At 71.7% G+C, this 23533-nt stretch carries 24 protein-coding genes; 7 read left to right on the forward strand and 17 right to left on the reverse strand.

Annotated elements, in window-relative coordinates; all coding sequences use genetic code 11:
- Nucleotides 1–81: 81 nt before the first annotated feature.
- Nucleotides 82–516 (forward strand): VOC family protein, encoded by a 435-nt coding sequence (locus EI169_RS09135; RefSeq protein ID WP_125132045.1) that lies wholly within the window; start codon nucleotides 82–84, stop codon nucleotides 514–516.
- Nucleotide 517: 1 nt separating this feature from the next.
- Here EI169_RS09135 and rsfS read toward each other — a convergent pair whose 3' ends face one another.
- From rsfS to rplU, 9 genes are all read right to left on the reverse strand, one after another.
- Complete coding sequence (gene rsfS, locus EI169_RS09140; RefSeq protein ID WP_125132046.1) at nucleotides 518–889, reverse strand: ribosome silencing factor; 372 nt, start codon at nucleotides 887–889, stop codon at nucleotides 518–520.
- Nucleotides 886–1986 carry a hypothetical protein gene (locus EI169_RS09145; RefSeq protein WP_125132047.1) on the reverse strand — a complete coding sequence of 367 codons (1101 nt, stop codon included), beginning with the start codon at nucleotides 1984–1986 and terminating at the stop codon, nucleotides 886–888. Before EI169_RS09145 ends, rsfS begins: the two co-directional genes overlap by 4 nt.
- Nucleotides 1983–2579, reverse strand: a complete 597-nt coding sequence (gene nadD, locus EI169_RS09150; RefSeq protein ID WP_125132048.1) for a nicotinate-nucleotide adenylyltransferase — start codon at nucleotides 2577–2579, stop codon at nucleotides 1983–1985. Before nadD ends, EI169_RS09145 begins: the two co-directional genes overlap by 4 nt.
- 8 nt (nucleotides 2580–2587) lie before the next feature.
- Complete coding sequence (locus tag EI169_RS09155; protein ID WP_125132049.1) at nucleotides 2588–2812, reverse strand: hypothetical protein; 225 nt, start codon at nucleotides 2810–2812, stop codon at nucleotides 2588–2590.
- 48 nt (nucleotides 2813–2860) lie between these two features.
- Entirely contained in the window at nucleotides 2861–4120 is a 1260-nt protein-coding gene (locus EI169_RS09160; RefSeq protein ID WP_125132050.1) for a glutamate-5-semialdehyde dehydrogenase, read from the reverse strand.
- A 4-nt stretch (nucleotides 4121–4124) separates the two neighbouring features.
- Nucleotides 4125–4988: a glutamate 5-kinase gene (proB, locus tag EI169_RS09165; protein WP_125132051.1), complete on the reverse strand. Its 864-nt coding sequence runs from the start codon at nucleotides 4986–4988 to the stop codon at nucleotides 4125–4127.
- Nucleotides 4985–6487: a GTPase ObgE gene (obgE, locus tag EI169_RS09170; RefSeq protein ID WP_125132052.1), complete on the reverse strand. Its 1503-nt coding sequence runs from the start codon at nucleotides 6485–6487 to the stop codon at nucleotides 4985–4987. Before obgE ends, proB begins: the two co-directional genes overlap by 4 nt.
- A 96-nt stretch (nucleotides 6488–6583) precedes the next feature.
- Nucleotides 6584–6841 carry a 50S ribosomal protein L27 gene (gene rpmA / locus EI169_RS09175; RefSeq protein WP_125132053.1) on the reverse strand — a complete coding sequence of 86 codons (258 nt, stop codon included), beginning with the start codon at nucleotides 6839–6841 and terminating at the stop codon, nucleotides 6584–6586.
- A gap of 17 nt (nucleotides 6842–6858) precedes the next feature.
- Entirely contained in the window at nucleotides 6859–7167 is a 309-nt protein-coding gene (gene rplU, locus EI169_RS09180) for a 50S ribosomal protein L21 (protein ID WP_164515476.1), read from the reverse strand.
- A 223-nt stretch (nucleotides 7168–7390) separates the two neighbouring features.
- Here rplU and EI169_RS09185 point away from each other — a divergent pair, with 223 nt between their 5' ends.
- On the forward strand, nucleotides 7391–7657 hold the full coding sequence (locus EI169_RS09185; RefSeq protein WP_125132054.1) for a DUF4031 domain-containing protein: 267 nt from the start codon (nucleotides 7391–7393) through the stop codon (nucleotides 7655–7657).
- A gap of 18 nt (nucleotides 7658–7675) precedes the next feature.
- On the opposite strand, the gene EI169_RS09190 is transcribed toward EI169_RS09185, so the two are convergent.
- On the reverse strand, nucleotides 7676–9973 hold the full coding sequence (locus EI169_RS09190) for an Rne/Rng family ribonuclease (protein WP_125132055.1): 2298 nt from the start codon (nucleotides 9971–9973) through the stop codon (nucleotides 7676–7678).
- A 266-nt stretch (nucleotides 9974–10239) separates the two neighbouring features.
- On the opposite strand from EI169_RS09190, the gene EI169_RS09195 reads away from it, so the two are divergent.
- Both EI169_RS09195 and EI169_RS09200 read left to right on the forward strand, forming a co-directional pair.
- Nucleotides 10240–10848, forward strand: a complete 609-nt coding sequence (locus EI169_RS09195; RefSeq protein ID WP_125132056.1) for a vitamin K epoxide reductase family protein — start codon at nucleotides 10240–10242, stop codon at nucleotides 10846–10848.
- A 1-nt stretch (nucleotide 10849) separates the two neighbouring features.
- Nucleotides 10850–11275: a hypothetical protein gene (locus EI169_RS09200; protein WP_125132057.1), complete on the forward strand. Its 426-nt coding sequence runs from the start codon at nucleotides 10850–10852 to the stop codon at nucleotides 11273–11275.
- On the opposite strand, the gene ndk is transcribed toward EI169_RS09200, so the two are convergent.
- From ndk to ileS, 4 genes are read right to left on the reverse strand one after another with little or no spacing between them, the layout of a single operon-like run.
- Complete coding sequence (gene ndk / locus EI169_RS09205) at nucleotides 11276–11692, reverse strand: nucleoside-diphosphate kinase (protein WP_125132058.1); 417 nt, start codon at nucleotides 11690–11692, stop codon at nucleotides 11276–11278.
- 2 nt (nucleotides 11693–11694) lie between these two features.
- Nucleotides 11695–12090, reverse strand: coding sequence for a DUF4233 domain-containing protein (locus tag EI169_RS09210; RefSeq protein ID WP_240640384.1), 396 nt, complete (start codon nucleotides 12088–12090; stop codon nucleotides 11695–11697).
- Nucleotides 12087–13439 (reverse strand): folylpolyglutamate synthase/dihydrofolate synthase family protein, encoded by a 1353-nt coding sequence (locus tag EI169_RS09215; RefSeq protein WP_125132060.1) that lies wholly within the window; start codon nucleotides 13437–13439, stop codon nucleotides 12087–12089. Before EI169_RS09215 ends, EI169_RS09210 begins: the two co-directional genes overlap by 4 nt.
- The gene (ileS, locus tag EI169_RS09220; protein WP_125132061.1) at nucleotides 13436–16855 is read right to left on the reverse strand and encodes an isoleucine--tRNA ligase; all 3420 of its coding nucleotides are present in this window, start codon (nucleotides 16853–16855) and stop codon (nucleotides 13436–13438) included. The genes EI169_RS09215 and ileS overlap by 4 nt, the downstream gene beginning before the upstream one ends.
- Before the next feature lie 313 nt (nucleotides 16856–17168).
- Here ileS and EI169_RS09225 point away from each other — a divergent pair, with 313 nt between their 5' ends.
- The 3 genes from EI169_RS09225 to EI169_RS09235 all read left to right on the forward strand — a co-directional run bounded on the left by EI169_RS09225 (nucleotide 17169) and on the right by EI169_RS09235 (nucleotide 21391).
- Nucleotides 17169–18491 (forward strand): MFS transporter, encoded by a 1323-nt coding sequence (locus EI169_RS09225; protein WP_240640386.1) that lies wholly within the window; start codon nucleotides 17169–17171, stop codon nucleotides 18489–18491.
- 75 nt (nucleotides 18492–18566) lie between these two features.
- Nucleotides 18567–21140 carry a valine--tRNA ligase gene (gene valS, locus EI169_RS09230; protein WP_125132062.1) on the forward strand — a complete coding sequence of 858 codons (2574 nt, stop codon included), beginning with the start codon at nucleotides 18567–18569 and terminating at the stop codon, nucleotides 21138–21140.
- A complete protein-coding gene (locus EI169_RS09235; protein ID WP_125132063.1) occupies nucleotides 21140–21391 on the forward strand; it encodes a hypothetical protein in 252 nt (83 codons plus the stop codon). Before valS ends, EI169_RS09235 begins: the two co-directional genes overlap by 1 nt.
- 12 nt (nucleotides 21392–21403) lie before the next feature.
- On the opposite strand, the gene EI169_RS09240 is transcribed toward EI169_RS09235, so the two are convergent.
- From EI169_RS09240 to EI169_RS09250, 3 genes are read right to left on the reverse strand one after another with little or no spacing between them, the layout of a single operon-like run.
- Nucleotides 21404–22660 carry an MFS transporter gene (locus EI169_RS09240; protein ID WP_125132064.1) on the reverse strand — a complete coding sequence of 419 codons (1257 nt, stop codon included), beginning with the start codon at nucleotides 22658–22660 and terminating at the stop codon, nucleotides 21404–21406.
- Nucleotides 22657–22866: a hypothetical protein gene (locus tag EI169_RS09245; protein ID WP_125132065.1), complete on the reverse strand. Its 210-nt coding sequence runs from the start codon at nucleotides 22864–22866 to the stop codon at nucleotides 22657–22659. The genes EI169_RS09240 and EI169_RS09245 overlap by 4 nt, the downstream gene beginning before the upstream one ends.
- Nucleotides 22863–23474 (reverse strand): helix-turn-helix domain-containing protein, encoded by a 612-nt coding sequence (locus EI169_RS09250; RefSeq protein ID WP_240640387.1) that lies wholly within the window; start codon nucleotides 23472–23474, stop codon nucleotides 22863–22865. Before EI169_RS09250 ends, EI169_RS09245 begins: the two co-directional genes overlap by 4 nt.
- Nucleotides 23475–23533 lie beyond the last annotated feature (59 nt).

Genomic DNA, 23533 nt, shown 5'->3' on the forward strand with positions numbered 1-23533 from the left:
CTACTACATGCCGCGAGTGCGAACGAAACCGTGGCGGCGTCCGGGGGTGTCGCTAGGGTCGGCGCTGGAGAGGAGACGACGATGCCCACACTCGGCAACATCGTGATCTACGCCGACGACCCGCCCCGCCTCGCGCGCTTCTGGTCGGACGTCTTCGGATACCCCTACACGGAGTACGAGGGCGACCTGAAAGAGCAGCTGCTGGCGTCGGGACTCACCGAGAGAGATCTGCCCCATCGCGGGCTCGCGGAGGACCCGGCGGGACGAGGACCGAGGCTGTTCTTCCACCATGCCGACGGTCCCAAGCGCGGGCGAAATCGCGTGCACATCGACGTCACCGCCGACCGGCCTGACGGCGAGATGCACATCGCACCCGAGGCACTCGACGCCGAGAAAGACCGTCTCGTGGCGCTGGGAGCGGAGGTCGTCCGCCTCGTCGAGCAGACCTGGGGCCCGTGGCCCGAGCGCTACTGGCAGCTGCGCGACCCCGAGGGCAACGAGTTCTGCCTGCAGTGACTCACTCCGCGTGGGCGGGCAGATCGATCGGGACGACGGGGCAATCCTTCCAGAGGCGCTCGAGACCGTAGAACACGCGCTCCTGCTCGTGGAAGACGTGGACGACGAGGTCGCCGAAATCCAGGAGGATCCAGCGCGACTCCTCGCGGCCCTCGCGTCGCAGGCGCTTGTGCCCGGCCTCGAGCAGCTTCTCCTCGATCTCGTCGGCGATCGCGGCGACATTGCGCTCGTTGCGCCCGGTGACGAGCAGGAAGATGTCGACCAGCGGCAGGGGCTCTGAGACGTCGAGGGCCAGGAGATCCTCCCCGCCCTTGGCATCGGCCGCGCGCGCGGCGATCTGCAGCTGGTCCCGCGACGTCGCAGATGCGGTCATGAGAAGACTCCCGTGGTGACGGCCAGGATGAGCACGCCCACGAGCGCCACCGCGAGCGCGCCCGCCGTGATCACCAGGGCGAGCATGAGCTTGTTGCCCTTCTCGGGCGCCGGCGGGCGGATGATCTCCTCCCCGGCGTTGCGGGCGGTGCTGATCGCCGCCGACGCGGCGATCGGCGTCGGCGACGAGGACGGCGGCAGCTCGCCGTCGATGAGGGCGGCGTCCAGCTCCTTGCCGTCGGCCGCGCCTTCAGCGTGCCCGAGCGAGCCGAAGCCGGCGGGCAGGTCCAGCGACCCCGTGATGAGCACTTCGCCCGTCGCGGTGAGGGGGCCGAGCGGCGCCGCGGTCGGCGTCTGGGACAGGATCAGCGCGTTGGGCGTGGCGACCGAGCCGGTCGCCGAGGTGCTGCGCGCGATCAGCTGGTCGAACGACGGCGGGATGGACACCGGCGGCGTGTCCCCCGACAGCAGACCCGAGCCGAGCTCCGGGTTCACCTCGCGCGGCTCGGGCTCCTCGTCCTCGGAGACGGGCGCGTCGGCCTCGGGCTCCGCGGCCGACGGCTCGCTGTCGGCCGCGTCGACGACCTCAGCCTCCACGACCGCCGCGTCGGCCGGCGCCTCCGCGGCCGTCTCAGCCGGCTGCTCTACCTCCCGCAGCGATTCCAGCTCCGTCGCGCCGTCTTCCGGCGTGGGCTCCGCGGCAGGCACGTCGGCGGCGGGCGCCTGGGTCGCGGGGGCGACGGCGCCCGCTGCGGCCGACGGAACCGCGTCGGACTGGATGACGGGGATCGACGCGGTGCGGATGCGCTCCTGCGCGCGCGCCTGACGACGCGTCAGCGGCGACATGCCCAGATCGATGTCGCCGTCCGCCATCGGAGGCGGCGCCACCGGTGCGGGAGCCGCCGCACGGGGCAGCGGCGCCGCGACCGGAGCCTCTTCGCCGGGCGGCGCCGCGGGAGCTTCCGCCTCGGGGGCCGGGGCGGATGCGGCGGCCTCGACATCGGCGGGGGTGATGACCGGGTTCGCTCCGGTGGCGCGGATCTCGCGCAGCCGGCGACGGGTCAGCGGAGTCGTGGGGGGCTGATCTGGTGTGCTCATGCCTTGCTCCGGTAGAGGTGGTGTTTTGCGATGTACTGGACGACGCCGTCGGGCACGAGGTACCAGACCGGGTCGCCCTGACGGACGCGTTCGCGACAGTCGGTGGACGAGATGGCCAGCGCCGGGATCTGCAGCTGGCTGACGTCGGCGGTCGGGAGACCGTCGGTGCTCAGCACGTGCCCTGGCCGGGAGACCGCCACGAAGTGGGCGAGGTCCCACAGTTCATCATGGTCCCTCCAACTGAGAATCTGCGCTACGGCATCCGCTCCCGTGATGAAGAAGAAGTCGGCGTGCGGCCGCTGCTTCTTCAGGTCGCGCAGCGTGTCGATCGTGTAGGTCACGCCCTCGCGGTCGATGTCGACGCGACTGACCGTGAACTGCGGGTTGGAGGCCGTCGCGATGACGGTCATGAGGTAGCGGTGCTCGCTCCACGTCACGTCGGACTTCTGCCACGGCTGACCCGTCGGCACGAAGACGACCTCGTCGAGATCGAAGCTGTGCGCGACTTCGCTGGCCGCCACGAGGTGCCCGTGATGGATGGGATCGAACGTCCCGCCCATGACGCCGATCCGCGGAGCGCGCTCCCCCGACATCCAGTGGCCTAGTGGCCGTGGCCTTCCGACGTCGGCGCCGGGTGCGTGCGGGCGTACGCCTCGGCCTTGCGCGCGTGACGGTTCGCGACGTTGCGGTACGACAGCGTCACGAGCGCGAGCGCGGCGAAGACCACGAGCGCGACCACGCCGAATCCGACCGTCTCGAGCTGCACGTTGCCGCGTTGCTCCGCCTCCTCGGCGGCGAGAGCGATCAGCGTGGCGGCGGTGGTCATTCGGTCTCCGTTCGAAAAGAGCGCGGGCGCTCTGTCATTTTAGTGCGGTCAGGCCCGGATCTGCCCGGCGCCGCGCGCGAGCCACTTCGTGCTCGTGAGCTCGGCGAGACCCATCGGGCCGCGCGCGTGCAGCTTCTGTGTTGAGATGCCGACCTCGGCGCCGAAGCCGAACTCCCCGCCGTCGGTGAAGCGCGTGGAGGCGTTCACCATCACGACGGCGGAATCGACCTCCGCGAGGAAGCGGTCGGCATTGCCGGCGTCCTCCGTGATGATGGACTCGGTGTGATGCGTCGAGTAGCGACGGATGTGGGCCAGCGCGTCGTCGAGGTCGGCGACAACGCGGACGGCGACGTCAAGGCTCAAGTACTCCGTCGCCCAGTCGTCCTCGGTCGCCGGGACGACGTCGGCGCCGAAGCGCGCGACGGTGTCGTCCCCGTGGACGGTGACGCCGGCACGGCCGAGGTCGTCGAGGAGGCCGGGCAGCACGCGCTCGGCGGCGTCGCGGTGCACGAGCACCGTCTCGACGGCGTTGCACACGCTCGGCCGCTGCGCCTTGGCGTTGACGACGATCTCGCGTGTCCAATCCTCGCGGGCCGTCGCGTCCACGACGATGTGCACGACGCCGGCGCCGGTCTCGATGACGGGCACGAGGCTCTCGGTCACGACGGTCTGGATGAGACCGGCGCTGCCGCGCGGCACGAGCACGTCGACGAGGCCGCGCGCCTGCATGAGCTCGCGGGCTCCCTCGCGGCCGAACTCGTCGACCGTCTGGACGGCTTCGGGATCGATCCCCTCGGCGGCCAGGGCGTCGCGGATGCTGGCCACGAGGGCCGCGTTGGTGCGCTCGGCGGCCGATCCGCCGCGCAGCACGACGGCGTTGCCCGAGCGCAGGGCCAGCGCGGCGATGTCGACCGTCACATTCGGGCGGGCTTCGTAGATCGACCCGACGACGCCGAACGGCACCGACACCTTCTGCAGCCGCAGTCCGTTGGGCAGGGTGCGCTCGTCGAGCACGCGGCCGACGGGATCGGGCAGTTCTGCGACGTCGCGTACGGCCGATGCCAGGGCGGCGATGCGGGGGGCGTCCAGGCGCAGCCGGTCCAGGAGTGCGGCGCCGATTCCCTCGGCCTCGCCTCGCCCCAGGTCGCCGGCGTTGGCCTCGGCGATGACGGCGGAATCGGCGTCGATCCGGTCGGCGACGGCGCGCAGCATCCGGGTCTTGGCGGCCGCGTCGAGCAGGCCGATCGAGCGCGACGCCTCGCGCGCGCGCTCCATGCGCTCGCGCGCCGAGAGCAGCACCGTGGTCATCCGGTCAGTCTATCGACCGCGGCGTCCGGCGAGCGGCCGGTCCCACCGTGCCGACGGGACCGGTCGCCGCCCCGCGCGCGGCATCGGGGTTCGGCGCGAACCACGTGCCGATGTCCTGACCGGCGAGAGCCTCGCCCACCAGGTCGGCGCTCGTGACGAGCGTGCCGACCCCGGATGCGGCGGCCAGGCGCGCCGCCGACACCTTGGTCGCCGCGCCACCCGTCCCCACGCTGTTGACGACGACCGTGCCGAACTCGAAGCCGTGGAGGTCGTCGCCGTACGCGACGGTGCGGATCGGCCGGGCGCCGGGCTCCCCCGGCGGCCGCGTGTAGAGCGTCTCGATGTCGCTGAGGAGCACGAGCACGTCGGCGCCGATGAGCTGGGCGACGAGGGCCGCGAGCCGGTCGTTGTCGCCGAAGCGGATCTCATGCGTCGCGACGGTGTCGTTCTCGTTCACGATCGGCAGGATGCGCAGGCCCAGCAGGCGCTCCATGGCGCGGCGCGCGTTCGAGCGCGGCGTCGGGTTCTCCAGGTCGCCCGCGGTCAGGAGCACCTGGCCGGCGAGCAGGCCGAAGCGGTCGAGCGAGGTCTGGTAGCGCCACATCAGCACGTTCTGACCGACCGCGGCGGCGGCCTGCTGCGTGGCCAGGTCGCTCGGCCGGCCGTCGAGGTCGAGCAGGGGCAGCGCGGTCGCGATGGCGCCCGACGACACGAGCACGATCTCGGTGCCGCGGCGGTGCGCCCCGGCAAGGGCGGTGACGATCGTGTCGATCCGGTGGGCGCCGTCGCCGCTGATCGAGGACGACCCGACCTTCACGACGACACGGTCGGCGGCGGGGATGCCTGCGCGCTCGGCGACCGCGGTCACTCGTCGTCCGTCTCGCGATCGGCGAGGCGCTCCGCCTCGAGCTCGGCGCGCGCGTCGGCCTTGGCGTCCATGCGCTCGTGGTAGCGCTCGCGCCGCTGCGACGTCGTGCGGCGCGTGTTGTCGTCCAGGCGGGGATCGGTGCCGCGCGGTGCCGTCATGAGCTCTGCGGCGGAGGTCAGCGCGGGCTGCCAGTCGAAGACGACACCGTCGCCCTCTCCGATCACGACCGTCGCACCGGGGGTCGCCCCGGCACGGTAGAGCTCGTCCTCGACGCCGAGGCGCTCGAGCCGGTCGGCGAGGTAGCCGACGGCCTCGTCGTTCTGGAAGTCGGTCTGCTGCACCCACCGCACCGGCTTGGCGCCCAGGATCCGGTACACCGGCCCGTAGGTGCCCCCCTCGACCCGCACCTGGAAGTCGCGCTCCGACCCCTGCGGCCGGATCACGATGCGCTCCACGACGCGCTGGTCGGCCGCCGCATCCGCCCGTGCACGCTCGATGATGTCGGCGAGGGCGAACGTGAGCTCGCGCAGGCCGGCACGGCTGACGGTGGAGATCTCGAAGACCTGGAAGCCGCGGGCCTCGAGGTCGGGCCGCACGAGATCGGCGAGGTCCTTCGCCTCGGGGACGTCGACCTTGTTGAGGGCGACGATCTGCGGGCGCTCGAGAAGAGGCACCTGCCCGTCGGGAACCGGGTAGGCGGCGAGCTCGGCGAGGATCACGTCGAGGTCGGTCAGCGGGTCGCGGCCGGGGTCCAGCGTCGCGCAGTCCAGCACGTGCACGAGGGCCGTGCAGCGCTCGACGTGGCGGAGGAACTCCAGGCCGAGCCCGCGACCTTCGCTGGCACCCTCGATGAGGCCCGGCACATCGGCGACGGTGTAGCGCACGTCGCCGGCCTGCACGACGCCGAGGTTCGGATGCAGCGTCGTGAACGGGTAGTCGGCGATCTTGGGCCGCGCGGCGGAGACGGCGGCGATGAGGCTCGACTTGCCGGCCGACGGGAAGCCGACGAGCGCGACGTCGGCGACGGTCTTCAGCTCGAGGAGGACGTCGCCCTCCCAGCCGGGGGTGCCCAGCAGGGCGAAGCCGGGCGCCTTGCGCTTGGGCGACGCCAGCGCCGCGTTGCCGAGCCCGCCCTGGCCGCCGGGCGCGGCGACGAAGCGCATACCCGGCTCGATCAGGTCGACGAGGGTCTCGCCGTCGGGCGACTTCACCACGGTGCCGACGGGCACCGGGAGCTCGAGCGACTCCCCCGCCGCACCGGAGCGGTTGTCGCCCATGCCGAAACCGCCGTTGCCCGCGGAGCGGTGCGGCGAGTGGTGGTACGACAGCAGCGTCGTGACCTGGGGATCGGCGACGAGGACGATGTCGCCGCCATGGCCGCCGTTCCCGCCGTCGGGACCGGCGAGCGGCTTGAACTTCTCGCGGCGGACGGACACGCAGCCGTTGCCGCCCTTGCCCGCGCGCAGGTGCAGCGTCACCCGGTCGACGAACGTCACCATGGGCGTCTTCCCTTCATGCGGACGGAATGGACGAAGGGGGCGGGCACGCGCCCACCCCCTCCGAGAGGTCTTGCTCCGGCTCGTCGACCGGCGGGATCACTCCGCCGCGGCGACGATGTTGACGACCTTGCGGCCGCCCTTGCTGCCGAACTCGACGGCGCCGGCCGCGAGCGCGAACAGCGTGTCGTCGCCACCGCGACCGACGTTGGCGCCGGGGTGGAAGTGGGTGCCGCGCTGACGGACGATGATCTCGCCCGCGTTGACGACCTGGCCGCCGAAGCGCTTCACACCCAGTCGCTGGGCGTTGGAGTCACGGCCGTTGCGGGTGGAGCTTGCGCCCTTCTTGTGTGCCATCTCTGCGTCTCCCTGGCTTACTTGATGCCGGTGATCTTGACGCGCGTGAGGTCCTGGCGGTGCCCCTGGCGCTTCTTGTAGCCGGTCTTGTTCTTGAACTTCTGGATCACGATCTTGGGGCCGCGCTCCTCGCCGAGCACCTCGGCGGTGACGGACACCTTCGCGAGCTTGTCGGCGTCGGTCGTGACGGTGTCGCCGTCGACGAACAGCACGACGGGCAGCTGGATGCTGTCGCCGACCTTCGCCTGCTGGCGGTCGAGAACGACGACCGTGCCGACCTCGACCTTCTCCTGCCGGCCACCGGCGCGCACAACTGCGTAAACCACTTCACACCTGTTTCGTTCGGGAGCGCACGGCTCCGGTTGTCTGATGACGGAAGTCTCGGTGCGAACCGATCGCCTCGCGATCTGGCCGTCGCGGAGGCTCCGGCGTCCTGGGGACGCGGCGCACCAAAGAGCGAGTTTACCCGATGGCGGGGAGATGGGCAAAGCGACGCGGCACGGGCGCCGATCGGCCCCGCCGCATCCGTCCGCTCCTAGGATCGCACGCATGGCGATCCTCATCGACGACCCCCGCTGGCCGGCCCACGGCCGGCTGTGGGCGCACCTCGTGAGCGACGCCGACCTCGACGAGCTCCACGCCTTCGCCGCGTCCAACGGCATCCCCCGCCGCGGGTTCGACCGCGACCACTACGACGTGCCGGAAGACGCGCACGCGCGCCTCGTGGCCGCCGGCGCGACGCACGTGAGCGGACACGAGCTCGTGCGCCGGCTCATCGCCTCCGGGCTGCGCGTGCGCGCGCGCGACCGCCGCTGACGGGGCCCGCCCGCCTGCTCAGGACGCGTCGTCGGTCGGCGTCGGCGATGCCTGCACCGGCGTGCCGCTGAGCGCGGCCGTCGTCACGCGGCGCCGCGAGCGACCCTGCCCCGGGGCCTTCGGCTCGGGGAGCGCCTGGAGCACGGAGTCGAGCAGCAGGTCCTTCTCGGTGCGCGGCGCCTTCGGCTGCTCCCGCTTCTTGCGCTGCTTGCGCGGCGGTGCGGCCTCGGCGGCCGCCTCGACGGCCTCGACGACCTCGGCGACGATCTGCTCCTCGACCTCGGGGGTCGTCGGATGGATCGTCGAGGCGGCGATCTGCGCGAGCGCCGACTTCACGCCCTCGGTGATCACGTGCGTGCCGCCGGATGCCGCGCCGTTGCCGTTGCCGGATGCGCCGTTGCCGTTGCGGCCGCGACGCGACGGGCCGCCGCCGTTGGAGGGCGCGCTGGAGCGGTGCTTGACGACCGGGTCGTGGTGGACGATGACGCCGCGGCCCGCGCACACCTCGCACGGCTCGCTGAAGGTCTCGAGCAGTCCGAGGCCGAGCTTCTTTCGGGTCATCTGGACGAGGCCGAGCGAGGTCACCTCGGCGACCTGGTGCTTCGTGCGGTCTCGGCTCAGGCACTCGATGAGGCGGCGCAGCACGAGGTCGCGGTTGGACTCGAGCACCATGTCGATGAAGTCGACGACGATGATGCCGCCGATGTCGCGCAGGCGCAGCTGACGCACGATCTCCTCGGCCGCTTCGAGGTTGTTCTTGGTGACGGTCTCCTCGAGGTTGCCCCCGGAGCCGACGAACTTGCCCGTGTTGACGTCGACGACGGTCATCGCCTCGGTGCGGTCGATCACGAGCGAGCCGCCCGAGGGCAGCCACACCTTGCGGTCGAGGGCCTTCTCGATCTGCTCGGTGATGCGGAAGTCGTCGAAGGGGTCGCCGTCGCCGCTGTAGGTCTCGACGCGCTCGAGCAGATCCGGCGCGACGGCGGCCAGGTAGGACGTGATGGTCGCGTGCGCATCCTCCCCCTGGATCAGCATCCGCGAGAAGTCCTCGTTGAAGACGTCGCGGACGATCTTGACGAGGAGGTCGGGCTCGGAGTGCAGCAGCGCGGGCGCCTGCTGCGTCTCGACGAGGCGGTTGATGTGCTCCCACTGACTCGTCAGACGCTGCACGTCGCGGGTCAGCTGCTCCTCCGTGGCGCCTTCGGCCGCGGTGCGCACGATGACGCCCGACGACTCCGGGAGCACCTCCTTGAGGATCTTCTTCAGTCGCGCGCGCTCGGTGTCGGGGAGCTTGCGGGAGATCCCGTTCATCGCGCCGCCGGGCACGTAGACGAGGTAGCGGCCGGGAAGCGAGATCTGGCTCGTCAGGCGCGCGCCCTTGTGGCCCACAGGGTCCTTCGTGACCTGCACGAGGACGCGGTCGCCGGACTTCAGGGCGAGCTCGATGCGACGCGGCTGGTTGCCGGTCTCCACCGCGTCCCAGTCCACCTCGCCGGAGTACAGCACGGCGTTTCGGCCGCGGCCGATGTCGACGAACGCCGCCTCCATGCTGGGCAGCACGTTCTGCACGCGGCCGAGGTAGACGTTGCCGATGAGCGAGGCGTCCTGGTTGCGCGCGACATAGTGCTCGACGAGCACGTTGTCCTCGAGCACGCCGATCTGCACGCGGCCGTTCTTCGAGCGCACGACCATCACGCGGTCGACGGATTCGCGACGGGCGAGGAACTCCGCCTCGGTCACCACCGGACGACGGCGCCCGGCCTCCCGACCGTCGCGGCGACGCTGCTTCTTGGCCTCCAGGCGCGTGGAGCCCTTGATGCGCTGGGGCTCGGTGATGTACTCGACGGCGCGCTGGCGCGGCTGCTGCTGCGGCTCGCGTTCGTCGCCCTCGTCCGCTCCCCCGCCGCGACGCCGGTTCCGCCGCCGGGAGGAGGTCGATGCCACGGGCTCCTCTTCGACGGGCAGCGCCGGCAACGGCGTGATCTCGGGAGCGTAGAAGTGCAGCGCGGTGCTCACCGACGACACGAACACCTCGGGAAGAAGCCCGAGCGACACCGCGGTGGGCGGCCCGCTCGGGGTGTCCTCGGCGGGCCCTTCCGGCGCCTCGGCCGTCACGTCGGCGGCGGGCGGCTCGTCGGCGGCGGGCTGCTCGGCGGCCGGCTGCTCCTCGGCAGCGGGCTCCGTGTCGACGGGCGGCTCCGGCGCGGCGTCCGGCTGGGGCGCCGCATCCGGCTGGGGCGCCGCATCCGGCGTCACGGGCTCGGCCGCCTCATCGATCGTGGTCGGCTCCGGCTGGTCTGCTGTTGTATCGGCCATCTCTGGCGTACTCCCTGCGGGCGACACCGCGCGTCGCCCGGAAACTCATGCGGCGCCGCACCCGGCGGTGCCACGAACTCTCTCGGTCTGCAGCCGGCCCGAAGCTCGAGCTGCGCAGGGCGTCCATCGCCCGAAGTCTGTCGTGATGCGGATGCGGCGCGGCCGCACGTGCATCCCGACCATTATCGCACCTCGCGCGCCGCGCGCCACCATCGGCCGCCTGCGCGCCGCCGCCGCGGGGCGCAGCCACAGGGGCCGGTGCGATAATGCCGAGCGTGTCCACCGCTCCCGCCGAGTCCCGCCACCCCGTCCTCGCCGTCTGGCTGATCATCGCCGGCGTCGTCGGGGAATGGGCGGCGTTCTCGCTCACGAGCGAGCGCCTGCACCTGCTCGCCAATCCCGGTTCCACCGCCTCGTGCGACTTCAGCGTGCTGATCCAGTGCGGCAAGAACCTCGACTCGTGGCAGGGCAGCCTGTTCGGCTTCCCCAACCCGCTGATCGGCCTCATCTGCTGGACCGCGCCGATCGTCGTCGGGGTCGCGATGCTCGCCGGGGCCCGCTTCGCCCGCTGGTTCTGGTGGCTGTTCGCGCTCGGCATCACCGGCGCCATGGCGTTCGTCGTCTGGCTGATCTCGCAGAGCATCTTCGTGCTGTCGACGCTGTGCCCGTGGTGCATGGTCACGTGGTCGGTGACGATCCCCACGTTCTACGCCGTGTGGCTGCACGTGCTCCGCGAGGGCATCGTCCCCGTTGCGCCCGGCGTTCGCCGCGCGGCGAATGCCCTCGTCCCGTGGCTCCCGCTCCTGGTCATCCTGAGCTTCGCGGTGATCGCGCTGCTCGCGCAGCTGCGCCTGAACGTGCTCGCGACGCTGTGACATGATCCGTCGTCGCCGCGCCGCCGTCTCCGCCCTCATCGCCGTCGGAGCGGTCGGTGCCGCGATGCTCGCCGGATGCAGTTCCTCCGAGCCGGCAAGGGTGTGCGTGCCCGAGATGTCGGTGACGCCGTCCGACCCCCGCCCCGGCCGCATCGTGACCGTCGACACCGTCCGCGCGTGTCCCGTCGACCTGCCCGAGGGCGAGAAGCTCGAGATCCGGATCCACCCCGCCGACGACCGCATCCCGATCGCGCGCGCGTTCGTGCGTCCCGACGCGGACGGGGCGTTCACCGTCAGCATCACGGTGCCGCCCACCATCCGCCCCGGAGCGACGGTCGTGGAGATCGCGAACTGGTGGGACTACGCGGCGTGCCCGGACACGGCGTCGTGCGCGGCGGCGGAGAGCGCGTTCGAGGTCAGTCCCTGATCAGGCGAACCAGATCGCGAGCTCGCGCGCGGCGGACTCGGGGCTGTCGCTGCCGTGAACGAGGTTCTGCTGCACCTTCAGACCCCAGTCGCGGCCGAAGTCGCCGCGGATCGTGCCGGGTGCCGCCGTGGTCGGGTCGGTCGTTCCGGCGAGCGAGCGGAACCCCTCGATGACGCGGTTGCCGGCGAGGCGGATCGCGACGGACGGGCCGGACATCATGAACTCCAGCAGCGGCTCGTAAAAGGGCTTGCCCTCGTGCTCGGCGTAGTGGCGCTCGAGGGTCTCGCGGTCGGGCTCCACCAGGCGGATGTCGACGAGCGCGTAGCCCTTCGCCTCGATGCGGGCGAGGATCGCGCCGGTCAGGCCGCGGGCGACACCGTCCGGCTTCACCAGGACGAGGGTCTCTTCGGTCGCCATGCTCATTCTCCGTTCGGGGGTTCGGGGTCGGCCAGACGCCGCGCATTGCGGCGATCGAGGGAGGCTCCCTTGATCGTCGCATATCCGTACATGACGCCGAAAATGATCGCGACCAGCAGCAGCGTCCCGACGAGGAAGCCGCCGAGGGCCAGCAGCACCTGCAGCGCCCAGCCGAGCGCGATCGCCCAGCGATGGCGGAGGAGTCCGGCGGTGAGGACCATGAGGACGGCCAGCACCGAGCCGCCGACGATTCCCCACCACGGCTCGAGCCCTGCCGGCAGCGCCTTGAGCCCGTACACGACGAGCCCTCCGAGGAACACCACGAGGGACTCGAAGCCGAGGACGATCGCGCCGAGCGATTCGGCGGCGCCGCGACGGCGCCGCTCCCGGGGGCTCACGCGTCCCACCCGTCCTTCCAGCCTTCGACCGAGGCCACCCGCAGCGCCTCCCCGGCGAGCACGACCGACCCGGCGATGACGACGGCGCGACGGTCGGACGCGGCCGCCCACTCACGGGCCGCGTCGGCGGCGTCCTCGAGCCCCGGATGCACCGTCACGGCGACGCCCGCGGCCTCGACGAGGTCGGCGAGGCGCTCGGCGTCGCCGGCGCGCTCGGAATCGGGCGCCGTGGCGAAGACGTGCGTGGCCACGGGCGCGATCTCCGCCACCATGCCGGCGGCGTCCTTGTCGGCCAGCACGCCGAGCACGACACCCCATTCGTCGACGTCGAATGCGTCGCGCAGCGCCTCGACGAGGGCGTGCGCCCCGTGCGGGTTGTGCGCGGCGTCCACGAGCACGGTCGGGTGGGCGCCGACGAGCTGGAGCCGGCCCGGCGAGGTCACCTGACCGAGCCCCTCCGCCACGACGTCCGGAGCGAGCGGCTGCGTGCCGCCGCCGATGAGCGACTCCACCGCGGCCAGCGCCAGCGCCGCGTTGGCGCCCTGGTGCGCGCCGTACAGCGGCAGGTACTCGTCGCGGTACTCCCCCGCGAGCCCGCGCACCGTGATCTGCTGGCCGCCGACGGCGAGGCGCTGCTCGGCGAGGAGGAACTGCTCGCCCTCGAAGGCGATGCTCGCCCCGCGCGCGGCAGCGACCTCGCGGAGGACGGCCTCGGCGTCGGGCACCTGGCGGGCCGACACCACGGCCGCGCCGTCCTTGATGATGCCGGCCTTCACGCGCGCGATCTTCGCGATCGTGTCGCCGAGGCGGTCGGCGTGGTCCATGTCGATCGGCGCGAACACCGCGACGTCGCCGTCGGCGGTGTTCGTCGAGTCCCACTCGCCGCCCATGCCCACCTCCAGGACGAGGACGTCGACCGGCGCGTCGGCGGCGACCACGAAGGCGAGCACCGTCAGCAGCTCGAAGAAGGTCAGCGGCGCGTCACCCGCGCTCGCGAGCTCGGCGTCGACGATGTCGACGAACGGCTCGATCTCCTCCCACGCGTCGGCGATCGCCGCATCCGCCACCGGCTCGCCGTCGATCATGATGCGCTCGGTGAAGCGCTCGAGGTGCGGGCTCGTGAACAGCGCCGTGCGCAGCCCGAGGGCCCGCAGCAGGCTCTCGGCGATGCGGCTGGTCGAGGTCTTGCCGTTCGTGCCGGTGACGTGGATCACCCGGTAGGTGCGCTGCGGATCGTCGAGCAGCTCGAGCACGCGCCGCGTGCGCTCGACGCGTGGCTGCACCCACTGCTCGCCCTGGCGCTGCAGCAGCGCCGCGTACACCGCGTCGGCACGGGTCCGATCGTTCATGCGCCCACCTCCACTCGGCCGACGGCCACCCACACGGCGCCCCGGTTGGCGTAGGTGCCGGCGGCCACATGCCCGATGTACTCCGGGTCGGAGCCGAACTCGGCGGTCCACCACGTGTCGTCACCGGGCGCGGCCGGCTCGGGCGCGTCGGTGCCCGCGACGAGCACGGCCGACTGCACGGCGAGCGTCTCGCCGGCGACACCGGCGACGTCCCACGCGGAGCGCACGGCCGCCGCATCGGCGTCGTCGGCGAACAGCAGGTGCAGGCGGATGCGGTCGCTCACGTCGAAGCCCGCGGCCTTGCGCGTGTCCTGCACGGCGCGGATGACGTCGCGCGCGAGCCCCTCGGCCTCGAGCGCCTCGTTCGTCGTCGTGTCCAGGAGCACGAAGCCGTCGCGCAGCGTCGCGAGGGCCTCGCCGCTCGGGCGCCCGGCGGTCTCGACCACGAGCTCGTACTCGCCCGGCTGGAGCGCCACGCCGCCGGAGGTCACGACCCCGTCGACCTCGCTCCAGTCGCCCGTGCGCGCCCCGGCGATCGCCTGCTGCACGAGCTTGCCGAGGCGCGGACCCGCCGCGCGGGCGTTCACGGACAGGCGATGGGTGATGCCGTACTCGGCCGCGGTGTCGTCGGTGAGCTCCACGAGGTCGACGCGCTTGACGTTCAGCTCGTCGCGGAGGATGTCCTCGAACTGCGCGAGGCCGCGCGCGCCGGGCGCGACGACCGTCAGGCGGGGCAGGGGCAGGCGCACGCGTCGCCCTTCGCGCTTGCGGAGGCCGTTCGCGACGCTGGAGACCTCGCGGACCGTGTCCATCGCGGCACGGATGTCGGCCGCGTCGCCGAAGGGCGCCGCATCCGGCCAGTCGGTCAGGTGCACGCTGCGCCCGCCGGTGAGGCCCTGCCACACGCGCTCGGACACGAGCGGGATGAGCGGCGCCGCGACGCGGGTGAGCGTCTCGAGCACCGTGTACAGCGTGTCGAACGCCTCGGTGGACGACTCCTCGCCGGGCGTCACCCCCACCCAGAAGCGGTCGCGCGAGCGGCGGATGTACCAGTTCGTCAGCACCTCGGCGAAGTCGCGGAGGCGCTCGGCGGCGGTGGTGGAGTCCAGGCCCTCGAGGTCGGCGGCCACGTCGCGGACGAGGTCGCCGGTGAGCGCGAGGATGTAGCGGTCGAGGACGTCGGTCGAGTCGGTGCGCCACCGCGCGTCGTACCCGCCGGAGGCGGTTCCCGCTGCGCTCGCCGAAGCATTGGCGTACGTCGCGAAGAAGTACCACGCATTCCACAGGGGCAGCAGGAACTCGCGCACGCCCGCGCGGATGCCCTCCTCGGTGACGACGAGGTCGCCGCCGCGCAGCACGGAGCTCGACATGAGGAACCAGCGCATCGCGTCGGAGCCGTCGCGGTCGAAGACCTCGCTCACGTCCGGGTAGTTGCGCAGCGACTTCGACATCTTCTGACCGTCGCTGCCCAGCACGATGCCGTGGCACGACACGCCGGTGAACGCCGGGCGGTCGAACAGCGCGGTCGAGAGCACGTGCATGACGTAGAACCAGCCGCGGGTCTGACCGATGTACTCCACGATGAAGTCGGCCGGTGCGTGCTCGTCGAACCAATCGTGGTTCTCGAACGGGTAGTGCACCTGCGCGAACGGCATCGATCCGGAGTCGAACCACACGTCGAGCACATCCTCGATGCGGCGCATCATGCTGCGCCCGGTGGGGTCGTCGGGGTTCGGCCGCACCAGGTCGTCGATGGAGGGGCGGTGCAGGTCGACCTCGCCGTCCGCGTTGCGCGGCAGACGCCCGAAGTCGGCCTCGAGCTCGGCGAGCGAGCCGTAGACGTCGACGCGTGGGTACACGGGGTCGTCGCTCTTCCACACCGGGATCGGCGACCCCCAGTAGCGGTTGCGGCTGATCGACCAGTCCCGCGCGCCCTCGAGCCACTTGCCGAACTGCCCGTCCTTGACGTTCTCCGGCACCCACGTGATCTCGGCGTTGTTCTCGATCAGGCGGTCCTTGATGTCGGTGACACGCACGAACCAGCTCGACACCGCCTTGTAGATCAGCGGGTTCCGGCAGCGCCAGCAATGCGGGTAGGAGTGCTCGTAGCTGGCCTGGCGCAGCAGGCGTCCCTCCTGCCGGAGCAGGCGGATGAGGGGCTGGTTCGCCTCCATCCACAGCATGCCCGCGACATCGACGACGGCGGGAAGGAATCGGCCGCCGTCGTCGAGCGACAGGATCGTCGGGATGCCCGCCGCATCCGCGAGACGCTTGTCGTCCTCGCCGTAGGCCGGCGCCTGGTGCACGATGCCGGTGCCGTCGGTGGTCGTGACGTAGTCGTCGACGAGGATGCGCCACGCGTCGCCGGTGCCCCACGTGTCGGCGTCGGCGTAGTAGTCGAAGAGTCGGTCGTACGCGACGCCGCCGAGCTCGGCGCCGAGCACCGTCTGCTGCACCGCGGCGCGCGCGTCGTCGGCGGAGTCGTAGCCGAGGTCCTTCGCGTAGCCGGCGAGGAGGTCTTCGGCCAGCAGGTAGCGGTGGGCGCGCGCCTCGACGGGGTCGTCGGCGTGCCCGTCCGGCGTGTGATGGACATCGGCCGCGCCGTGGGGCCCGCCCGGCAGCACGACGTACCGGATGCCGGGACCCACCGCGAGGGCGAGGTTCGTCGGCAGCGTCCACGGCGTCGTCGTCCACGCGAGCGCCCGCACGGCCGTCAGCCCGAGCGCCTCGGCCTTCGCGCCCACGAGGGGGAAGGTGACCGTGACCGACGGGTCCTGCCGCATCTTGTAGACGTCGTCGTCCATGCGCAGCTCGTGGCTGGACAGCGGCGTCTGGTCGCGCCAGCAGTACGGCAGCACGCGGTAGCCCTCGTAGGCGAGCCCCTTGTCCCACAGGCTCTTGAACGCCCACAGGACCGACTCCATGTAGGTCGTGTCGAGCGTCTTGTATCCGCGGTCGAAGTCGACCCAGCGGGCCTGGCGCGTGACGTAGTCCTGCCACTCGCGCGTGTACTCGAGCACCGACGAGCGCGCCTTGGCGTTGAACACCGCCACGCCCATGCGCTCGATCTCGTCCTTCTCGGTGATCCCGAGCTGCTTCATCGCCTCGAGCTCGGCGGGGAGGCCGTGCGTGTCCCACCCGAACACGCGGTCGACCTTCTTGCCGCGCATCGTCTGGAAGCGCGGGAAGAGGTCCTTCGCGTATCCGGTGAGGAGGTGCCCGTAATGCGGCAGGCCGTTCGCGAAGGGCGGGCCGTCGTAGAACACCCACTCCTCGGCGCCTTCGCGCTGCTCGATCGACGCGCGGAACGTGTCGTCGGCGCGCCAGAACGCGAGGGTGTCGGCCTCGATCGCGGGGAACCGCGGACTCGGGTTCACGTCGGCGGCGGGCCCGAACGCGGACTTCGGATAGGTCATGTCACTCCAGCAGGTGTCGATGCTCCCTGCGAGGACGACCCGTGCGGGCCGCGGTACCACCCCGCGTGACGGATGCGACGGACGAGGACCGTCCGGAGCATCCGCCCCCTCTCACCGCGGCTGTGACGGGCCTGACCCGCTCGGTTCTACTGGGGGTGCGAGACCCTGTTCTTCCGAGAGCTCCCCGGTGATGGCCGGATCGATGCTGATGCGGCCATTCTACGCGCGCCGGGCCGACCGCGGCGGACAGCGGCGAGCCGGGCTTTCCGGACGCGGTCCAACAAGGGTCGGAGGCGCGGCAGAATGGTCGTTCGTGACCACAGCATCCGTCTCCGCCTCCTCCCCCGCGCGTCGCGTGTCGTGGGCCTCGATGGTCGGCACGTCCCTCGAGTCCTTCGACTTCTACGTCTACGCCTATTTCTCGGCCTACTTCATCGGGCCGCTGTTCTTCGAGCCGCTCGGCGAGACCGGCGGCACCCTCGCGGCGTTCACCACCGTCGCCGTGGCCTTCGTCGTGCGGCCGATCGGCGCGGTGATCTTCGGCTGGATGGGCGACCGGCTCGGCCGGCGCACGACCCTGCTGTGGACGGTCGGAATCATGGGCGTCGCCACCGGGGCGATCGGCCTGCTTCCCACGTACGCGCAGCTCGAGTGGTTCGCCGCGGTGCTCCTGATCCTCCTCCGCATCGTGCAGGGCCTCTCGCTCGGCGGCGAGTGGGGCGGGTCGATCCTGCTCGCCACCGAGCACGCCGGCCCGGTCAAGCGCGCGTTCTACGCCGCCATCCCGCAGCTCGGCTCCCCCGTCGGCTCGATCCTGTCGGCGCTCGTCTTCATCGTGCTCACCGCCGTGCTCCCCGCCGACCAGCTCGCCGCGTGGGGCTGGCGCATCCCGTTCCTGCTCGCGATCCCGCTGCTGCTGGTGTCGCTGTATCTTCGCCTGTCGATCGACGAGACGCCCGTGTTCCGCGGCGTCGTCGCCGAGGACCGTCGCGAGCGCCTGCCGTTCGCGGTCATGTTCGCGCGCCGGCCCGCGGCGGTCGTCATCGCGATCGGGGCCGCGCTCCTGGGGATCGGCTCCTACTCGCTCATGAACACGTACACGATCAACTACGGCGTGTCCCAGCTCGGCTTCTTCTACCAGGACCTCCTCGTCGCCACGACGATCGGCGGGCTTCTGCAGCTCGTGACGGTGCCGCTGTTCGGCTGGTGGGCGACGCGCATCGGCTCGGCTCGCGTGGTGCTGTGGGGCGCCGTCGGCACCCTCGTCATCACGTTCCCGATGTACTTCCTGCTGCAGTTCGCGACCTTCCCGATCCTGGTCGCGACGATGATCATCGGCGGGATCCTGCCGACGATGTCGTGGGCGGCCCTCGGCGGCCTCATGAACGACCTGTTCCCCGACTCGTTCCGCTACTCCGCGCTGTCGCTGTCGTACGCGATCGCCGCGACCGTGAGCGGATTCGTGCCGCTGCTCACGACCGCGATCGGCGCGGCGAGCGGCTTCGCATGGTGGCATCCGGGCATCGTCCTGGCCGTCATGTCCGCCGTGACTCTGGTCGCGGCGTGGGCCGCGTCGCGCCTGCGCCCCGAGCCCGAGCTCGCGACCGAGCCGGAGACCGCCACCGCCGCGGCCTGAGCCCGCGGGTACAATCGACGGGTTCCCACACTCAGGCACGCACACACGGTGCCGCACATATCGAGGAGACCCCCTGTGGCCGACGCGCGAATCCCCGACAAGCCCGCCCTGGAAGGCCTCGAGCAGAAGTGGGATGCGGCGTGGTCCGACGCCGGCACGTACCTGTTCGACCGCGCGACCGCGGTCGAGCGCGGCAAGGCCGGCGTGTTCTCCGTCGACACGCCACCCCCGACGGCATCCGGGAGCCTGCACATCGGGCACGTGTTCAGCTACACGCACACCGACGTCAAGGTGCGCTTCGAGCGCATGCGCGGCAAGACGGTGTTCTACCCGATGGGGTGGGACGACAACGGCCTGCCCACCGAGCGTCGCGTGCAGAACTACTACGGCGTGCGGTGCGACCCTTCGCTCCCCTACGACCCCGACTTCGAGCCGCCGTACCGCGGCGGCGACAACAAGTCGTCCAAGGCCGCCGACCAGCAGCCGATCAGCCGGCGCAACTTCATCGAGCTGTGCGAAGAGCTCACCGTCGAGGACGAGAAGGCGTTCGAGGACGTGTGGCGCGCGCTCGGGCTGAGCGTGGACTGGACGCAGACCTACCGCACGATCTCCGACGACACGATCCGCACGAGCCAGCTGGCGTTCCTTCGCAACCTGGAGCGCGGCGAGGCGTACCAGTCCCTCGCGCCCACCCTGTGGGACATCGACTTCCGCTCGGCGATCGCGCAGGCCGAGCTCGAGGACCGCGAGCAGCAGGCCTCGTACCACCGGCTCGCGTTCCACCGCACCGACGGCGCCGCCGACGTGCTCATCGAGACCACCCGGCCGGAGCTCCTCCCCGCGTGCGTGGCGCTCGTCGCACACCCGGACGACCCGCGCTACCAGCCGCTGTTCGGCTCGACGGTGCGCACGCCGCTGTTCGACGTCGAGGTGCCGATCCTCGCCCACCCGCTCGCCCAGCAGGACAAGGGCTCGGGCGTCGCGATGATCTGCACCTTCGGCGACGTGACCGACATCATCTGGTGGCGCGAGCTGGATCTGCCCAACCGCACGATCCTCGGCCGCGACGGCCGCGTCATCGCCGAGGCGCCCGACGTGATCACGACGGATGCAGCGCGCGCCGCGTACGCGGAGCTGGCGGGCAAGACCGTCTTCAGCGCCAAGAAGCGCATCGTCGAGCTGCTGCAGGAATCCGGCGAGCTGCTCGAGGTGTCCACGCCCTTCTCGCACGCGGTGAAGTTCTACGAGAAGGGCGATCGACCGCTTGAGATCGTCTCGACGCGCCAGTGGTACGTCCGCAACGGCGCGCGCGACGCCGACCTGCGCGAGCGCCTCATCGGCCTCGGTCGCGAGGTGTCGTGGCACCCCGACTTCATGCGCGTGCGCTACGAGAACTGGACGAACGGCCTGACGGGCGACTGGCTCGTGTCGCGCCAGCGTTTCTTCGGCGTGCCGATTCCGGTCTGGTACGCCCTCGACGACGACGGCGAGCGGGACTACTCCCGCGTGCTCACGCCCGACGCCGCCGCGCTGCCCGTCGACCCGACGACCGACGTGCCGCCCGGCTACACCGAGGACCAGCGCGGCGTGCCCGGCGGCTTCGATGCCGAGCGCGACATCTTCGACACGTGGGCGACCTCCTCCCTCACGCCGCAGCTCGCCGGCGGCTGGGAGCGCGACCCCGAGCTGTGGCAGACGGTGGCGCCGTTCGATCTGCGACCGCAGGGTCAGGACATCATCCGCACGTGGCTGTTCTCCACGCTCCTGCGCAGCGCCCTCGAGGACGGGCGCTCGCCGTGGACGGATGCGGCGATCTCAGGCTTCATCGTCGACCCCGACCGCAAGAAGATGTCGAAGTCGAAGGGCAACGTCGTGACGCCCGCCGACATCCTCGCCCAGCACGGCTCCGACGCCGTGCGCTACTGGGCGGCGTCGAGCCGCCTCGGCACCGACGCGGCGTTCGACCCGCAGAACCCCACGCAGATCAAGATCGGCCGGCGGCTCGCGATCAAGCTCCTCAACGCCGCGAAGTTCGTGCTGTCCTTTCCCGTGCCCGAGGGCGCCGAGGTCACGCACGCCCTCGACGCGTCGATGCTGGCCACGCTGGACGATGTCGTACGCGAAGCGACCAAAGCCCTCGAGGCGTACGACCACGCGCGCGCGCTCGAGGTGACCGAGTCGTTCTTCTGGACCTTCTGCGACGACTACCTCGAGCTCGTCAAAGAGCGCGCGTACGACCGCTCGGACGTCGGCCAGGCGTCGGCGGCGCTCGCCCTGCGCGTCGCGCTGTCGACGCTCGTGCGCCTGTTCGCGCCCGTGCTCGCGTTCGCGGCCGAGGAGACATGGTCGTGGTTCAACGAGGGCTCCGTGCACCGCGCGCCGTGGCCCGAGCCGCTCGAGATCGCGGGCGACCCGGCGGTGCTCGCCGCCGTCGGCGAGGCGCTCATCGGCGTCCGCCGCGCGAAGACCGAGGCGAAGGTGTCGCAGAAGACGCCGGTGGCGGCCGTGACGATCGCGACGCCCCGCGCCGATCTGCTGCAGCTGGCCGAGGGCGACCTGCGCGCGGTCGGCCGCATCGCCGACATCGCCTTCGTCGAGGCGCCGACGACGGCCGTGACCGACATCCGACTGGCCCCCACGGAGGAATGATGCAACTCGGCACTCGCTGGACCTCGGGCGAGAAGCCCCCCGCCGCCGTTCCGGTCGCCCTGCACGCGCAGATCGCCGCCGTCGAGCGGCTGCTGCCGGCGGATCAGCTCGCGCACCAGCCCACTCCGCGCTGGACGCTGACATGGCTCGAGGGCCGGCCGGTCGCCGAGCTCGACACCGGCGTCATCGTGTCACTCGACGCCGACGGCCAGGCCGTGGTCCGCAAGGACGACGAGGACGAGTTCGCCTAGACCCGCCCCACGCTAGGCGGCGACGGCCTCGGCACCGGCCTCGCGCGTGCCCCGCACGAGGAGGCGGAGGCACGCGAGCGTCGCAACGAGCACGACGGCCGCGGCGATCCCGAAGGGCAGCCGCAGATCGATGCGGGCCACCCAGCCGCCGATGACCGTCGCGACCGGGAACAGGCCCCACGTGACGGTGCGGATGATCCCCAGGACGCGCCCGAAGAGCGCCGCGGGCACGACCTGCTGACGCAGCGCGCCCCACGGCACGTTCCACACCGCGACCGCGAACGCGAACAGCGCATACGACGCCACCGCGGAGAAGACCTCGGGCGCGAGCCACGTGGCCGCCATACCGGTCGCGCACACGAGGTTCGCCGCGACCATGACCGGACCCCTGCCGAAACGCGCGACGAGGCGCGGCGACACGAGCGATCCCAGCAGCGCGCCGACGCCGATGCCCGCCGTGATGAAGCCGACGGCGGCCGGCGGCACGCGCTGCGCGTCGAGGAAGTACAGGATGGTCGCGGCCTGCGCGAAGCTCAGCGCGCTGCCGACGATCGAGGTGAAGACGACCATCGCGCGCAGGTACCGGTGGGTCCACAGGTAGCGCAGCGCCTCGCCGCCGCCGACGCGCGGCCGCGCAGCCGCTGCATCCGGCTCGCGGGCTGCGCGCGCCGCTCGACGGGGCAGCAGGAGGACGAGGAAGACGGGCGCGAGGTAGCCCACGCCGCCCGCGACGAGGGGCACCGCCACCGCGAGCGCGAAGAGCACGCCGGCCAGCGGTGTCGCGACGAACCAGTCGACGGCGATCTGCACGAGCTGGATGCGCCCGTTCGCGCGGTCCAGGTGGCGGCGCTCGACGACGCTCGGCACGACGGCGTTGGTGGCGTTGTCGAACACCGTCTCGCCGGCCCCGAACAGCAGCGTGCCCACGAGCAACGCCGTGATGTCGAGCGACCCGGAGACCGCCAGGAGCGCGAGGCCGGCGCCGACGACCGCACGCACCGCGTCGGCGGCGGCCATCAGCATCCGCCGATCGAACCGGTCGACGAGGATTCCGGCGAACATGCCGAACAGCAGCCACGGCACGAACGCGGCGGCGGCGAACAGCGAGATGACGAGCGGGTCGTCGGTGAGCGTCGTGGCGGCGAGCGGGATGGCGGTGCGCACGAGGCCGTCGGCGAGGTTGCTGGAGGCCGCCGCCGTCCACAGGCGACCGAAGTCGCCCCCGAGACGATCGCTCCGCGCGCCGCGACGGGTCCCGGCGCCGGTCACCGCGGCAGCAGGCTGACGTGCACGCACGCGCGACGGATGTCGGCGACGGCCACGGCAGCGGCGATGGCGCGCTCGCGCCGGCCGCGCTCCTGACGCCGGGCGGCGTGGGCGAGGACGGCCGCCTGCAGGGCCGCCGACAGGCGCAGCACGGCACGCTCGGAGCGGGACGCGTCGCGGATGACGCCGGTGGCGAGGAGGGCGGTCATGGCAGTGCTCCTTCCGGGGGCAGGGGGAAGACGTCGGCCCGCATCGTGACTGGGCGCACGTCGTCGCCCCGCTGGTCGCGGTAGGCGTCGACGGTCTCGTCGATGAGGGCCTGCATGCGGTGCGAGAGGTCGGCCATCTGCGCGGGCGTGAGACGCGCCGTGGCGGTGGAGACGAGCGTCCCCTCCTGCCAGCGCTTGGGCTCGTTCTCCGCGGCGGTGCCGACGAACTGCAGCAGCAGCTGATGACGTCGGTTGAGGGTCTCGTTCATGACGAGGTACATCGCGGCGCGACCGGAGGGCGAGCGCACCGATTCGGGGTCGCCGAACTGGATGCCACCCGCGGGACGCTCCCACCAGCGCTCGCGCCCGGTGCCGCGGTCGGCGACCTCGCGGATGAGATCGTGCTTGGCGAGTGCCCGCAGGTGGTAGCTCGTCGCTCCCGACGACTCCCCCAGCGTGCTCGCGAGGGAGCTCGCGGTCTGGGGACCGTACTGGCTGAGGATGTCGAAGATCTTCACCCGCAGCGGGTGCGCCATCGCCCGCAGCGCACCGGCGTCGAGGACGCGGTCGCGGCGCTCCGGTGGGGTCGCGGATGGGGTCTCGGTCATGACTGCAAACATATCTTTGCATCGAGAATTATGCAAGCTTTTCTTTGCAAATGAATGGC

Source organism: Microbacterium sp. 10M-3C3 (assembly GCF_003931875.1).
Lineage (GTDB): Bacteria > Actinomycetota > Actinomycetes > Actinomycetales > Microbacteriaceae > Microbacterium.

Excerpts from the sequence above, each read along its gene's own strand:
- EI169_RS09135 (WP_125132045.1), top strand. The coding sequence starts at position 82 with ATGCCCACACTCGGCAACATCGTGATCTACGCCGACGACCCGCCCCGC.
- rsfS (WP_125132046.1), bottom strand. The coding sequence starts at position 889 with ATGACCGCATCTGCGACGTCGCGGGACCAGCTGCAGATCGCCGCGCGC.
- EI169_RS09145 (WP_125132047.1), bottom strand. The coding sequence starts at position 1,986 with ATGAGCACACCAGATCAGCCCCCCACGACTCCGCTGACCCGTCGCCGG.
- nadD (WP_125132048.1), bottom strand. The coding sequence starts at position 2,579 with ATGTCGGGGGAGCGCGCTCCGCGGATCGGCGTCATGGGCGGGACGTTC.
- EI169_RS09155 (WP_125132049.1), bottom strand. The coding sequence starts at position 2,812 with ATGACCACCGCCGCCACGCTGATCGCTCTCGCCGCCGAGGAGGCGGAG.
- EI169_RS09160 (WP_125132050.1), bottom strand. The coding sequence starts at position 4,120 with ATGACCACGGTGCTGCTCTCGGCGCGCGAGCGCATGGAGCGCGCGCGC.
- obgE (WP_125132052.1), bottom strand. The coding sequence starts at position 6,487 with ATGGTGACGTTCGTCGACCGGGTGACGCTGCACCTGCGCGCGGGCAAG.
- rpmA (WP_125132053.1), bottom strand. The coding sequence starts at position 6,841 with ATGGCACACAAGAAGGGCGCAAGCTCCACCCGCAACGGCCGTGACTCC.
- EI169_RS09185 (WP_125132054.1), top strand. The coding sequence starts at position 7,391 with ATGGCGATCCTCATCGACGACCCCCGCTGGCCGGCCCACGGCCGGCTG.
- EI169_RS09190 (WP_125132055.1), bottom strand. The coding sequence starts at position 9,973 with ATGGCCGATACAACAGCAGACCAGCCGGAGCCGACCACGATCGATGAG.
- EI169_RS09195 (WP_125132056.1), top strand. The coding sequence starts at position 10,240 with ATGCCGAGCGTGTCCACCGCTCCCGCCGAGTCCCGCCACCCCGTCCTC.
- EI169_RS09200 (WP_125132057.1), top strand. The coding sequence starts at position 10,850 with ATGATCCGTCGTCGCCGCGCCGCCGTCTCCGCCCTCATCGCCGTCGGA.
- ndk (WP_125132058.1), bottom strand. The coding sequence starts at position 11,692 with ATGGCGACCGAAGAGACCCTCGTCCTGGTGAAGCCGGACGGTGTCGCC.
- EI169_RS09215 (WP_125132060.1), bottom strand. The coding sequence starts at position 13,439 with ATGAACGATCGGACCCGTGCCGACGCGGTGTACGCGGCGCTGCTGCAG.
- ileS (WP_125132061.1), bottom strand. The coding sequence starts at position 16,855 with ATGACCTATCCGAAGTCCGCGTTCGGGCCCGCCGCCGACGTGAACCCG.
- EI169_RS09235 (WP_125132063.1), top strand. The coding sequence starts at position 21,140 with ATGCAACTCGGCACTCGCTGGACCTCGGGCGAGAAGCCCCCCGCCGCC.
- EI169_RS09245 (WP_125132065.1), bottom strand. The coding sequence starts at position 22,866 with ATGACCGCCCTCCTCGCCACCGGCGTCATCCGCGACGCGTCCCGCTCC.
- EI169_RS09250 (WP_240640387.1), bottom strand. The coding sequence starts at position 23,474 with ATGACCGAGACCCCATCCGCGACCCCACCGGAGCGCCGCGACCGCGTC.